Annotated in this window: 10 protein-coding genes and 1 tRNA gene; 8 read left to right on the top strand and 3 right to left on the bottom strand. The window is 53.9% G+C overall.

Annotated features, from left to right (window positions below; all coding sequences use genetic code 11):
- Window positions 1–6 precede the first annotated feature (6 nt).
- Window positions 7–1,770, top strand: coding sequence for a M61 family metallopeptidase (locus tag AACY98_RS09185; RefSeq protein ID WP_339804310.1), 1,764 nt, complete (start codon window positions 7–9; stop codon window positions 1,768–1,770).
- Window positions 1,771–1,804: 34 nt separating this feature from the next.
- On the opposite strand, the gene AACY98_RS09180 is transcribed toward AACY98_RS09185, so the two are convergent.
- The 3 genes from AACY98_RS09180 to AACY98_RS09170 form a co-directional block, all read right to left on the bottom strand.
- Window positions 1,805–2,338 (bottom strand): hypothetical protein, encoded by a 534-nt coding sequence (locus AACY98_RS09180; protein WP_339804307.1) that lies wholly within the window; start codon window positions 2,336–2,338, stop codon window positions 1,805–1,807.
- 76 nt (window positions 2,339–2,414) lie between these two features.
- Entirely contained in the window at window positions 2,415–4,001 is a 1,587-nt protein-coding gene (locus AACY98_RS09175; RefSeq protein WP_339804304.1) for a hypothetical protein, read from the bottom strand.
- Window positions 3,998–4,621, bottom strand: coding sequence for an RNA polymerase sigma factor (locus AACY98_RS09170; protein ID WP_339804301.1), 624 nt, complete (start codon window positions 4,619–4,621; stop codon window positions 3,998–4,000). Before AACY98_RS09170 ends, AACY98_RS09175 begins: the two co-directional genes overlap by 4 nt.
- 135 nt (window positions 4,622–4,756) lie before the next feature.
- Between AACY98_RS09170 and AACY98_RS09165 the strand changes: the two genes are divergently transcribed.
- The 7 genes from AACY98_RS09165 (at window position 4,757) to dksA (ending at window position 13,102) form a co-directional block, all read left to right on the top strand.
- Window positions 4,757–7,144: a VIT and vWA domain-containing protein gene (locus AACY98_RS09165; protein ID WP_339804299.1), complete on the top strand. Its 2,388-nt coding sequence runs from the start codon at window positions 4,757–4,759 to the stop codon at window positions 7,142–7,144.
- 115 nt (window positions 7,145–7,259) lie between these two features.
- Window positions 7,260–8,789, top strand: coding sequence for a vWA domain-containing protein (locus AACY98_RS09160; protein ID WP_339804296.1), 1,530 nt, complete (start codon window positions 7,260–7,262; stop codon window positions 8,787–8,789).
- Between the two features lie 66 nt (window positions 8,790–8,855).
- Window positions 8,856–8,932: transfer RNA gene (locus tag AACY98_RS09155), tRNA-Met, on the top strand.
- Between the two features lie 119 nt (window positions 8,933–9,051).
- Window positions 9,052–9,513 carry a hypothetical protein gene (locus tag AACY98_RS09150; RefSeq protein WP_339804294.1) on the top strand — a complete coding sequence of 154 codons (462 nt, stop codon included), beginning with the start codon at window positions 9,052–9,054 and terminating at the stop codon, window positions 9,511–9,513.
- A gap of 45 nt (window positions 9,514–9,558) precedes the next feature.
- On the top strand, window positions 9,559–10,971 hold the full coding sequence (miaB, locus tag AACY98_RS09145) for a tRNA (N6-isopentenyl adenosine(37)-C2)-methylthiotransferase MiaB (RefSeq protein ID WP_339804471.1): 1,413 nt from the start codon (window positions 9,559–9,561) through the stop codon (window positions 10,969–10,971).
- Window positions 10,972–11,250: 279 nt separating this feature from the next.
- Window positions 11,251–12,321: a CobW family GTP-binding protein gene (locus tag AACY98_RS09140; protein ID WP_339804292.1), complete on the top strand. Its 1,071-nt coding sequence runs from the start codon at window positions 11,251–11,253 to the stop codon at window positions 12,319–12,321.
- A gap of 292 nt (window positions 12,322–12,613) precedes the next feature.
- On the top strand, window positions 12,614–13,102 hold the full coding sequence (gene dksA, locus AACY98_RS09135; RefSeq protein WP_126978717.1) for an RNA polymerase-binding protein DksA: 489 nt from the start codon (window positions 12,614–12,616) through the stop codon (window positions 13,100–13,102).
- Window positions 13,103–13,145: the final 43 nt, after the last annotated feature.

Here is a 13,145-nt window from a genome sequence, read left to right as displayed (position 1 = left end):
GTACGTATGCTGGAATACGGGTTGCGCATCCAGAGTGCCAAAGCACATGTTTTTGAACTGTCGCTGGTGATTCCGGCGCCTGCGCAAACGCAGCATGTCAGCTTGCCGGTGTGGATTCCGGGCAGTTATCTGGTGCGTGAGTTTGCCAAACACCTGTCAGGCCTGCAGGCATGGCAGGATGGCCGGGCCAGAAAAATTCGCCAGTTGGATAAGTGCTCCTGGGAGATTGCGTGCGATTCCAGTGCGGGGGCGCTCGAATTGAACTGGCAGGTGTATGCGTTCGATACATCGGTGCGTACAGCGTTTCTGGATCAGCGGCGTGGTTTTCTCAATGGCACCAGTGCATTTTTACGCGTTCATGGACGGGAAGATGAAGCTGTTCGTCTGAACGTGGCAAAACCGCATGAACCTGAATTGCATGACTGGTCTGTGGCATGTGCATTGCCGTGCACGAAGGGTGACTCACAAGGGTTTGGCGCCTACAAGGCGGCCAATTATGATGAACTGGTCGATTCGCCAATAGAGCTGGGGACATTCTGGCGTGGGCGGTTCCGCGCTGCTGGTGTAGTGCATGAGTTTGTTGTGGCGGGTGCTCCTGCCACTTTTGATGGCAAGCGCCTGCTGGCCGATACGCAGCGGATCTGCGAAGCGGAGATTGCATTCTGGCATGGTAAAAACGGCAAACCGCCGTTTAAGCGGTATGTGTTTATGCTCAATGCAATGAGTGATGCCTATGGTGGGCTGGAACACCGTGCCAGCACAGCGCTGGTATGCCAGCGGTGCGATTTGCCCCGTAAAGGAGAGCCTGCCGGAGAAAAGCTGCGCTCCGGTTATCAGACGCTGCTGGGGCTGATCAGCCATGAATACTTTCATGCCTGGAATGTGAAGCGCCTGCGCCCGGCAGCTTTTGAGCGTTATGACTACACACAGGAAAACTACACCGAGCTGTTGTGGTTTTTTGAAGGGTTTACCAGTTATTACGATGACCTGATGTTGCGCCGTGCCGACCTGGTGGATGACCAGCAATATCTGGCTTTACTGGCTAAAAATATCAATGCGGTTCAGGCCATGCCCGGGCGCTTGAAGCAAACGGTTGCGCAGGCCAGTTTTGATGCCTGGATCAAATACTACCGGGTGGATGAAAATACGCCGAATGCAACCGTCAGTTATTACACCAAGGGTGCTTTGGTGGCTTTGTGTCTGGATTTGACTTTGCGTGCTCAGGACAAAGGATCATTGGACGACGTGATGCGATTGCTTTGGCAAAAGCACGGTGGGCCTGTTTCTGAGGCTGATATTGCCAGCGCGTTTAAATCCATCAGCGGGCGGTCATATGCAAGAGAGTTGCGTGCCTGGGTGCACAGCACAGCAGACTTGCCGGCAGAGAAATTATTGCGCAGCGCCGGGGTTGAAATGAAACACGCAACGGCAACGGTGGAGCAGCAACTGGGCTTGAAAGTGGCTGAAAGCACTTCGGGGGTGGTGGTTAAGACGGTGCTGAATGAATCAGCGGCGCAACGGGCGGGGATTGCGGCTGGCGACGAACTGATTGCAGTGAATGGCTGGCGTCTGAAAACGCTGAAAGACTGGTGTCTTTATGCGCCCGCAGAAACAAGCGCTGAGCTGACACTGGCGCGTGATGCAATGCTGCTGACAGTGACGCTGGAGATGGCGCACTCTTCTGTGGCGCGGACGGCCCGCCTGACACGGCTGCCTGAAGCCAAATTGAAACAACAGGCTGCGGCGTTGAGAAACTGGCCCCGTAAATAGCACCGCCGATAAACCATCGTACGGTGCTTCATATTCAAAATGGCACCATGCTCCAGTAAATGGCATAGAGTGCTGCACATGTACTGAACCAGACACCATAAATCTGTGTCGTGGAAAGCCAGCGGCGCAGCAGTTTGACAATGCCTGCCATGATCAGCATATAACAGGTAAAGCGTAGCCAGCGCGCGCCTGCGCCCATAAAAAGGAATGCTGCAAAATCAAGTTGCTGGCTGCCGGCGTACCAGGCGTATATTTTGTAGGGCATGCCGCTGAATCCGCCGCTGAGCATACTGAAAGCGCCATGCTGCTGGTATTGCAGTGCCACCTTTTCTATCAGGGAGGGCGAAATCCATGGCACCGTTTCGAGCACTTTGCGGGCCAGTTCCGGGGCATGCACAGCGAAGAAGTAGGCACAACTACCGCCAAGCATTGCGCCGGCCCATGCGGCGAAAACAGCCTGAAAAGCCAGCCGGAAAGAAAGAATGACAATAGCAGTTAAAAAGACGTCCGGAACAATGAAAAAGACAGTGGCTTCTGAAAACCCCCACAGAAAAGCGATAACTAACAAAATACCGCACATGCGGAGAGAAAGCGTGTTTTCAGCAGGCATTGTGATAGGGTTCAATGGTGGTGCAGTATCCTGGCTAATCCAGAGGTGATAGAAAATCTAAAATCTGTTGCAGGTGCACAGTATCCAGTTTGCCATAAATGGGTTGTGAATTTGTGCCCGTTGAGTCTGGCGAAAATTGCCAGAAAGTAGTGTGCAGTGACAGTGTGCCTAATGGCTGCTGGCCTGCATACAAATGCAGTTGAACCGCAACCGGTTCTGCGGCATCCGAAAGGCCGATGGTCAGAGGCTGACCAGCAGCAATGGTTTGCTCCAGCAGGCGATTCAGTTCGGGGGCTTGTTGTTTGGCGATGTGAAGCCATGTTTGATTGCCCGGCCTGTGAATGTCAACCACCGTCCATTGTGAAAGCAGTTGATTCATGGTGGCCAGTGTATCAGTTGATGGGAGTATCCGGCCTGTCAGTGTGGCGGATGATGGGGCACTATCGGCGGTTTCCCGAGACGGGAAGCCGGAGGCAGAGGCAGCTGCCGCTGGTGCAGGGCGCAGCATGGCATCCAGCGCAGGAGGAGGTTCTGTTGCAGGTGCCGACGATGCTGATTGCGCGCTGCTGGGGGGGCTTGTTGCGGCTATGGGTGCTGGTGAGCGCGAAGGCATTGCAGAACCTGCCACAGTGGCAAGCCTGTCATCAATATGGCGGGACTGTTGCTGTGGCACTGACTGTTGACGCGCTGCGGGTACAGAGGCCAAGCGGTCAGATCCTATAGCAGATGTCGGCGTAGGAGATGTTTGCATGGCAGGTGCTGCTGGTGTTTCCGGTCTTGCAGCAGATGCAGATGTGCCAGCCGCTGTCACAACCGATGTATCTCTGCCGGTGGCAGGCAGGGTAATGGCCTGAGAAAAAGATGCCGAAGATGCTGGCACGGGTGTTCTTTGTGCCGCAAGGTGCTCCGAAACAGTGTCTTCGGTGATCGACAGGCGATCAGATGGCGCTGGCTGACGCGGTGAGGCTGTTACCACAGGTGGTTGCGGCATAGCCTGAGCCGGCTTTTCTTCTACCTCTGCTTTCTCCGCAGAAATGGATGCCGCTGGTGCTGACTCAAGGGCGGGACGAGGTATGTGGGCGATAGGGGGTGCTTCTGCAACAGATAGGGTGTCATGTGCGGGTGGCGAAAAAACGCGGGGTTCTGCAGTAATGATCTCTATGGAAGGAGAAAGATTTGCGTCCTGACGCAGGCGGCTTTGTTCGGCTTGATCAGGCACCGCAGCAGGTTCTGCCTGCTGGGGTACTGGCTGAGGTGCTGGCTGAGGTACTGGGGCTGGCAGCGTGTTGACAGGCATAGGCATGCTGGCCGTTCGGTGATCGTTTTCATCCAGGAACTGTTGCGGGTCATTGATGGCCCATAGCAGCCCGATAAAGCCGGCTACCAGCAATGTCGCAAATGCTGCATTCCACGGCATGTGCGAGCTTCCAAACAAAGCGTTGAGTACACGCTTCCACCATGGTGCGGGTGGCGGCGTGGTCGGGGCTGGTGTGACAGCATCATGCGCGGCTTTGAGTATGGCATCGCGTGTGGCCGCAGCAGGTTTGGTTTGTGCATCCGGTGCCTGCTCCAGTGCCTTTTGAAGACGGGCATCCTGCCAGTGATGTTGTGGCCCGGTCATGATGAGCCCCCCAGTTCATTCAAATAGCGCTGCATGCAATGGCGCAGCTTCTGCATGGCATAGCGCAGGCGGCTTTTCACGGTCTCAAAAGGCAGTGACAGGCTTTGGGCCATTTCTTCTATGGAAGCATCGTTTTCATGGTGCAGCAAAAAAGCGCTGCGCTGCACGGGCGGCAGGTCATCAATGCATTTGAGCAACTGTGAGCCTGCGGCACGCCAGTAAGCGGAGTCTTCGCTGGAGTGTGCCGTCATGCCCAAAGTGGCCTGAATCCACTCCATCGGGTCGCCGGTATTTTCTTCCGTTTCAATGGTTACGTATTTGTTCTGGCTGCGGAACCGGTCAATGGCGGCATGGTGTGCAATTGTGTAAGCCCAGGTTTTCCATGACGCGCCGCCCTGGTCCGGTGGCAAAAACCCGGCCCGGTTGGCAATGATACGCATCCAGACGTCCTGAAACACTTCTTCAGCCTGCGAAACCAGTGCAGAACCAAGTATCCGCCGGATAAAGCGCAGCATGGCGCTTTCATGGCGGGTGTAGAGGGTGTCAAAAGCGGCACTGTTGCCGCAAACGTAAGCAATCATCAGTTCTTCGTCGCTAAAGTGTTGATGCGAAATGGACATTCAGCAATGGTTCTTAGATGTTTTACGTTGGATGTACTGGCAAAGGGTTAGTTTAATCTCAGAAAGTAAAAAACTTTTTTAACCCCTAACCCCGGTGGGCTGCGTATAAAACATCATCTTAACAAGGAGTGGACCATGGCGCACCATTGTCGAACAGAAAAAAGGTATTTATGGGGAACGGGGCGATTGCAAAAACAGGCTTTGGCCTGGCTGGGGCTGTTTGTTTTTATGATCACGGTTCTGCTGGTCAATTCTGCTGCGTGGGCACAACAGGAAAATACACGGCAGACAACACAAAGTCCTTACTTTTATATTCCGGGTGGGAAAGAAGGGGTCGATGAACTGCCGCTTAAAAATACCGATGTGGATGTGCGTATTTCCGGTGTCATTGCAGACGTGACCATCGTGCAGCATTACAGCAATACCGGTTCGCAGCCAATTGAAGCCAAATATGTGTTTCCGGGTTCTACCCGTGCAGCGGTATATGCGATGAATGTACGCATCGGCGAGCGGCTGATTGAGGCCGATATCCGCGAAAAGCAACAGGCGCGTGCCGAGTATGAAGCGGCCCGTGAAGAGGGCAAAACAGCAGCCTTGCTGGAAGAACACCTGCCAAATGTGTTTCAGATGAATGTGGCCAACATCATGCCGGGGGACGATGTGCGGGTTGAGCTTCATTACACGGAACTGCTGGTGCCGCAGTCGGCAAACTACCAGTTTGTGTTTCCGACCGTGGTGGGGCCGCGTTACAACAGCCCGCATACGCAGGACCCGCGCTCACAGGCAGCGGCTTCCGCTACCAGCCTGCCGTATCTGCATGCCGGAGAGCCCAGCAGCAGTGACTTTCATCTGAAAGCCGTTATTGTGTCACCGCTGGGGATTAAAGAGGTATCGTCTCCATCGCACGAGCTTCAGGTGGCGTTGGCAGAACACGATCAGCGTGCAAACATTGATCTGGGGCAGAGTGCGCAGGCCAATAACCGTGATTTCATTTTGAACTATCGCCTGGCCGGAGACCAGATCGAGTCCGGCGTGATGTTGTATCAGGGGGAAAATGAAAATTTCTTTTTAGCCATGGTGCAGCCGCCCAAGGCCATCAGCAGTGAGATGATTCCACCGCGGGACTATATTTTTGTGGTGGATATTTCGGGCTCAATGGGCGGGTTTCCGCTCGATACAGCCAAACAGGTGGTGAAAGAACTGATGGGCACCCTGCGCCCGAATGACACGTTCAATGTACTGCTGTTTTCCGGCAGCAGCAGCACACTGGCGCCGCAGTCGGTGGCTGCAACAGAGGAAAATATCCAGAAGGCGCTGCAGATGCTGAGCACCTACCATGGCAGCGGCAGTACCGAGCTGATTCCTGCGCTGCGCCACGTGTATGGTTTGGAAAAGGCTCCCAACCTGTCACGGACCGTGGTGATTGTGACCGACGGTTATGTCAGCGTAGAGAAGGAAGCGTTTGATCTGGTGCGCCAGAACCTGGATAAAGCCAATGTGTTTGCCTTTGGCATCGGCTCTTCTGTGAACCGCTACCTGATCGAAGGGCTGGCGCGTGCCGGTATGGGTGAGCCGTTTGTTATTACGAACGCGGCCCAGGCCGCTGAGCAGGCGCAGGTATTTCAGCGCATGATTGCTTCACCCGTGCTGACCAGTGTCAAGGCTGGTTTCCAGGGGTTTGATGTGTATGATGTGGAGCCCAGCCATCTGCCCGATGTGCTGGGAGAGCGCCCGGTCATTGTGTTTGGCAAATGGCGTGGCGAAGCTACGGGCAGTATTGTGATCGAAGGTCAAAGCGCAAACGGCCCCTATCAGCAGGTGCTGACCGTATCCGGGCAGGCCAGCCGGGATGCCTCTGCCTTGCGTTACCTGTGGGCACGCAGCCGTATTGACGGGCTGATGGATAAAGAGCGTCTGGGTTATGGCAATTTCTACAAAGAGCAGATCACCGAACTGGGTCTGAAATACAGCCTGCTGACGCCGTATACCAGCTTTGTCGCTGTGGACCATACCGTGCGCAACCAGGGTGGTGAATCGACTTCTGTGACCCAACCGTTGCCGATGCCGCAAGGGGTTAGTGATCTGGCGGTTGGCGCACAGGGCAATATGCGCTACCAGGCGGCGGCAAGTCCTGCAATGGCTATGCCTTCTGCGCCGACATCGGCAATGGGGTCTGATCGCCTGCCCACTGTAGCTGTAGCGCAATCGGCAGATGAGCGCAAAGAAGAACTGGCACGGGAAGCGCCTTCAGTTGTTGCAGAGCCTGCCTTATCCGAACCGGTCTCCACAACGATGACGGGAACTGCAACGACAGTGGATACGGCTGCTTCTGCACAGAGTCAACCGGCGCAAGAAACATCCGTTTCAGAGCGGGATAGCCAAACCGTTGTGGACAAGCCTGTGGTAGTTGATGAAGGTGGTTTGCCGGGCTGGGTTCTGCCTTTGTTGTTGCTTGTGGTTGCCGCAGGTGTGCTTTGGGCTATTCTGGGGTATGTCCGGCGCAGCCGCCAGCACAAAGGATAGGTTCAGTTTCTGAGAAGACGTTTTTAGCAAGTTAAGGGTATGCCGGAGGAGTGAAGCGCGTGATGCAGATCATTGCTCCGGCGCCCGGATTCAAATTTGAATAAAGGAATACATCATGATGCAACGATTCTGGATGGGGCGCCGGCATCCATTGGCGGCGGCCATTTGCTTTTCGCTGTTATTGACCTCGGGAGGCCCGGCTGTTTATGGCAGGACGCCGGCGGTTGCTTCGTCAGTGGTCTGGCCCCAGCCTCAGGTGCAGACGCCTTTGGAGCCGGGGCGTGCAGTACAGGTACAGATACAAATGGTGCCGAATTTCAGAGCACCCAGCGCAACGTCATGCAACCGTGCCCCCGTAATGCGGGAGGTTCCTGGCGGCAGGTCACAGGGCGGATGGGCGTATGAAAGCCATGCTGAAGACAGGTTGATGTTGTCCCGTAGCGATGCAATGCCGTTGCGCGATGAGATCAGTGCCCCTGTTCCTGCTGCAGCACCCCCTGTCGCTCCAATGGAGACAGCGCGGCCATCTCCTGTGACAGGGAGTAGCAGTGCCGCCAGCGAACGTGTCAGAGGTGCAGATGTTGTCCGCCCGGAACCCGCACAGCAAACCCGTGTGACAGCCGGCATGGTGGATGACAATGCGGATTTTGGTGAATATCTGGCGTATTTAAAACGGCATGCCCAGGTTGTACACCGTGAGCGCGATGTGAGTGAGCGCCATGTGTTATGGGTGCGTGATGAGCAGGGCCGTTCTGTGCCGGATGCCGAAGTGGCGATCATGTCCCAGCAAGGTGCTGCCATGTGGGCACGGACTGATGCGGCGGGCCGTGTCTGGGTGCACCCCAACGCGTTTGATCCTCAAAAAACAGCATCCACCTACCAGGTGTATGTGCGTAAGGGGGATCAGCAGACACAGGGCATACTGCGCCGCGCTGACCGGAGTGCGCTGGAGCTGGTATTGCCGTCCGTGCCGGTGGCCCAGCGTGCCCAATTGGATCTGGTTTTTCTGATAGATTCTACAGGTTCGATGGGCGATGAAATCGCCAAATTGCGGGCCAGCCTGAAAAGCATCACCGCAGAAGTCGCGCAACTGCCAAGCCAGCCGGATTTATGCCTGGGGCTGGTGACGTACCGGGATCAGGGGGATGCTTATTTGTTGCGCAGCTACGATATGACCAATGACGTGGATGCCTTTCAGCGCATTCTCAACCAGTTGCAGGCCAATGGGGGCGGCGATGAACCGGAAGCCATGAACGAAGCCTTCAATGAAACGGTACATAATCTGAGCTGGCGTGGCAGCGGCGCCACACGGCTGGTGGTTTTGCTGGCAGATGCGCCTCCTCATCTCGATTATGGTGGCCCGCAGTACGATGACGACATGGTGGCGGCTTTGGGGATGGGGATTAAAGTGTTCAGTGTAGGGGCCAGCGGGCTGAATGAACAGGGAGAGTACATTCAGCGACAGATTGCCCAGTACACGGGGGGTAAATTCGTGTTTCTAACCTATAAAGACGCCAGCAACCCCGCCAGTGGCCCGGGAGCCCAGACGGTGCATGATGTGCGCAATTATTCTGTGGAAACGCTGGATCAGTTGATTGTGCGTCTGGTACGGGAGGAACTGGCCTACTTGCCAAGCGCACAATAAATGATTAAAATCACACACTCCCGGTTCTGACAGAATGCAGGGTAATATATCGGGTATGTATAAAACGGCGCATTAGCTCAGTTGGTTAGAGCGGTGGAATCATAATCCATGTGTCCGCGGTTCGAGTCCGTGATGCGCCACCAATACTACATGACTTGCTCGGCACGCCAGACGTCTGGGTGCCGTTTTTGTTTTTCTGTTGGCGTTTTTATGGCAGACTGTATCATTGAACGTTGACAGTAAAAATTTCAAGGGACATGTCATGATGCAAAATCTTTCCGCGCGCTCCTCTTTCCTTCGGATGTTCCTGCTTGCATTGTTGATGGTGGCAGGGCTGGCTTTGCTGGTGCCGGAGTCACATGCACAGAATTACCGGGCGCATATTGGCGGGCCGTACGGGCGTGTTTTCCCGCCGCAGGCCTATCGCGGGGTTCTGACCGTGGTTCAGTATCCGGTGGTGGAACTGGATGGCGAGCGCGAAAGAATGGTGCCTGGTACGCGACTGATTGACACCAGTAACCGTTCTATCACCCCTGCTTCGGTTACAGGCAAGCGCCTGGTGGTAAATTACGTGCGCTATGCCAACGGGCAGCTCCATACAATCTGGATTTTGACCCCGAAAGAAGCGCAGGAACGGCGTGCCGTGGCCAATCCCTCTTGGTGGGAAGGGCTGGTGGAAAGCCTGGGCTCCTGGGCAAATGTGGTGAATTGGTTAGGGTATTGAGAAACCGGTATGAATCGTTTGTTTGAGGCACATGACCAGGAGGTCATGCAACCGGCCGACACTGTGGCAGACCGTCAGCCTGATGGGCGTGTGCGCAAGGTGTTTATCAAAACATTTGGCTGCCAGATGAATACCTATGACTCGGACAAAATGGTTGATGTGCTCAAAGCGCAGCAGGGCTATGAGCTGACGGACGACCCGGAGCAGGCCGACCTGATTCTGTTTAACACCTGCTCAGTGCGTGAAAAAGCGCAGGAAAAGGTGTTTTCCGATCTGGGGCGGGTCAAGCATCTGAAAGAAAAAGGGGTGCTGATTGGTGTGGGCGGCTGTGTCGCCTCACAGGAAGGGCAAACCATCATTGACCGGGCTCCTTATGTGGACGTGGTTTTCGGGCCGCAGACGTTGCACCGCTTGCCTGCCATGCTGGAGGCGCGCCGGCGTCAGCAGCAGCCACAGGTGGACATCAGCTTTCCTGAAATTGAAAAATTTGATAACCTGCCCCCGGCAAAGGTCGAGGGCGGCAGCGCTTTTGTCTCCATCATGGAGGGCTGCTCCAAGTACTGTTCTTACTGCGTTGTGCCTTATACCCGGGGGGAAGAGGTGTCACGCCCGTTTGAAGATGTGCTGGTTGAAGTGGCCGGGCTGGTTGAGCAGGGCGTGAAGGAAATCAACCTGCTGGGGCAAAACGTCAATGCCTATCGGGGCGTTATGGGCGCATCGGGTGAAATTGCAGATTTTGCCCTGTTGCTGGAGTATATTGCCGAAATTCCCGGAATTGAGCGTCTGCGTTATACGACCAGTCATCCCAATGAGTTTACCCAAAGGCTGGTTGACGCCTACGGCAAAATTCCTCAGTTGGTGAGCCACCTGCACCTGCCGGTGCAACATGGTTCTGATCGCATTTTGATGGCGATGAAACGTGGCTATACCGCGCTTGAGTACAAAAACATCATCCGGCGTTTGCGCGAAGTGAGGCCGCAGATCAGTTTGTCCTCGGATTTTATTGTGGGTTTTCCAGGAGAAACCGCAGACGATTTTGCCAAGCTGATGAGACTGGTGGAGGATGTCGGGTTCGATAATTCGTTTTCTTTCATTTACAGCCCCCGTCCGGGGACGCCGGCAGCCAATTTGCAGGATGATACCCCCCATAAAGAAAAAGTACGCCGCTTTCAAATGCTACAGGAAGTGCTGGAAGCCAATATCAACCGGATATCACAAGGTATGGTGGGAAGTGTTCAGCGCATTCTGGTTGAAAGCGCCGCACGCCGTCCGGGGCCCGATGGCCGTCCGGAGATGATGGGCCGCACAGAATGTAACCGCAAGGTGAATTTCCAGGCCGGTCCGGTTGGAGCGCGATTGATGGGGCAGTTTGTCGATGTACGCATTACGGATGCATTTTCTCACTCTCTGAGAGGGCAGGTTCTGACCGATGAAGTCGTTAGCCCATCAGGAGCGTAAAAGAAAAATTGAAAAGTAGAACAGATAGGGATGCTTTTTTGACAATCGTGCTACTATGTCAGATACACCATAATCAAGCGGCATAGTTGACTGGATAGTGTATATATACTTTTGAATTGGCTTGGTGCCCTTATCTAGGGCAGAGAGGCTATTAAAGGCTGTTGAAAAAGCCGTTGATGGTGAAAAGCGGGTATGCCAATGGGTATGTCTGCTGCTTGACTCATTTGACCGTGATGCCGGAGCTTTGATGCCGGGTCATCGGATTTAGGACGATTTTGAATGGAACTGATACCTGTAACGATTCTGACGGGTTTTCTGGGCGCAGGGAAAACCACTTTACTGCAACGTGTGCTGACAGAGGCGCATGGGCAGAAAATTGCCGTGATTGAAAATGAATTCGGCGAGGAAAGCATTGATAACGATCTGCTGGTTTCGGAAACGAATGAGCAGATTGTTCAGTTGAATAATGGTTGTGTTTGCTGCTCGATCCGGGAGGATCTGCGCTCAGCTTTGGTGATGCTGGCAGACAAAAAGCGGCAGGGAGAACTGCATTTTGAGCGTGTTGTGGTGGAAACCACTGGCATGGCTGATCCGGGGCCGGTGGCGCAGACTTTTTTCATGAATGAAGATGTGGCGCAAACGTATATGCTGGATTCAATCATCACCATTGTCGATGCCAAACATGGCAATCAGACGCTGGATGAGCGCATTGAAGCCCAGCAGCAGGTGGGTTTTGCCGACCAGATTTTTATCAGCAAGGCCGATCTGGTTTCCCAGGAGGAGCTTGCGGATTTGCAGCATCGTCTGAAACACATGAACCCCAGAGCCTCACAGCGGGTGGTACATTTTGGTGAAGTGCCGATTGCTGAAGTATTTGACCTGCGCGGATTCAATCTGAACGCACAACTGGAAATCGACCCGGATTTTCTATCGGAACAAGAGCACGAACATCACCACCATGATCACGACGGTCACCATCATCATGAGCATGATGAGCACTGTGGTCATGAAGGGGGGTGCGGTTGCGGCCACGCACACCATCACCACCATGATGACGATGTGAAGTCGTTTGTATTCCGGTCTATGCGTCCTTTCAGTGCTGCCAAGCTGGAGGACTTTCTGGGTGCGGTGGTACAGATTTATGGCCCCAAAATGTTGCGCTATAAAGGCGTGTTGAACATTGTGGGGACGGACCGCAAGGTGATTTTCCAGGGTGTACACCAGATGATGGGGTCGGATCTGGGGCCCAAGTGGGCAGAGGGTGAGCCGAAAGAGTCAAAAATGGTTTTCATCGGGATTGACCTGCCCAAGGATATATTTATGCAGGGTTTAGAGCAATCTCTCGAGTGATTGCACAGATCATGTGATAATGAACGGCAAAAGAACGAGTTAAAGTAAAATTTAACCAAGGAAGGCAGTACGGATAAGGTTTTATGGAATAGGAAGTTCAGGCTATTATGCGCTACGCTCTAGCCTGATTTGTGGCCAGAAGATTGACGCTTCCTGCAGCATGGGTTGCAGAGGTTTGGATTTTGAAGGCGTTTATGGCAAAAAGACGTTGAATGGGGTACCTGTTCAACATAAGGGGGCTTTGAAAATCAAGGCCTGTATTCTGCAGTAAAGCAATGGATTCTGAGAACCCATGAAAAAAACCAATACATCTGAAAAAAAGGCGTCCGCTAAAGCGGATCAATCCCTAGCCTGGAAGAATAAACCCGGAGACGAGCTGACCTCTGAAGAGTTGCTTGCGATGCCGGATTCTGAGTACATGAATGAGCAGCAAAGAGCGTTTTTCCGTAAATTGCTGGAGCAGCAAAAGTATGATCTGCTGCACAATGCGGATAAAACAACCGAAAACCTGAAGCAGGAAACCGTGATTGTGCCTGATCCCGCAGATCGGGCCACAATTGAGGAAGAACACGCCTTGGAGTTGCGGACACGCGATAGAGAGCGTAAACTGCTCAAAAAGATTGAACAGGCCATTGCCCGCATTGATTCGGGAGAATATGGCTATTGCGATGAAACGGGAGAGGCTATCGGATTGGCGCGACTGCTTGCCAGACCAACGGCAACATTGTCTTTGGAAGCGCAACAACGGCGAGAACTTCGACAAAAAATGTTTGGTGATTAAAAGGGCATGTAAAAGGCAAGGGTTATATTGATAGTTGTACAAG

The sequence above is a fragment of the Saezia sanguinis genome, assembly GCF_963921665.1.
Taxonomy (GTDB): domain Bacteria; phylum Pseudomonadota; class Gammaproteobacteria; order Burkholderiales; family Burkholderiaceae_C; genus Saezia; species Saezia sanguinis.
Note: the sequence above shows the minus strand (reverse complement) of the source record. Positions and strands in the feature narration are given on the sequence as shown.

Excerpts from the sequence above, each read along its gene's own strand:
- AACY98_RS09170 (WP_339804301.1), bottom strand. The coding sequence starts at position 4,621 with ATGTCCATTTCGCATCAACACTTTAGCGACGAAGAACTGATGATTGCT.
- AACY98_RS09165 (WP_339804299.1), top strand. The coding sequence starts at position 4,757 with ATGGCGCACCATTGTCGAACAGAAAAAAGGTATTTATGGGGAACGGGG.
- dksA (WP_126978717.1), top strand. The coding sequence starts at position 12,614 with ATGAAAAAAACCAATACATCTGAAAAAAAGGCGTCCGCTAAAGCGGAT.
- AACY98_RS09140 (WP_339804292.1), top strand. The coding sequence starts at position 11,251 with ATGGAACTGATACCTGTAACGATTCTGACGGGTTTTCTGGGCGCAGGG.
- AACY98_RS09150 (WP_339804294.1), top strand. The coding sequence starts at position 9,052 with ATGATGCAAAATCTTTCCGCGCGCTCCTCTTTCCTTCGGATGTTCCTG.
- miaB (WP_339804471.1), top strand. The coding sequence starts at position 9,559 with ATGCAACCGGCCGACACTGTGGCAGACCGTCAGCCTGATGGGCGTGTG.
- AACY98_RS09175 (WP_339804304.1), bottom strand. The coding sequence starts at position 4,001 with ATGACCGGGCCACAACATCACTGGCAGGATGCCCGTCTTCAAAAGGCA.
- AACY98_RS09185 (WP_339804310.1), top strand. The coding sequence starts at position 7 with ATGCTGGAATACGGGTTGCGCATCCAGAGTGCCAAAGCACATGTTTTT.
- AACY98_RS09160 (WP_339804296.1), top strand. The coding sequence starts at position 7,260 with ATGATGCAACGATTCTGGATGGGGCGCCGGCATCCATTGGCGGCGGCC.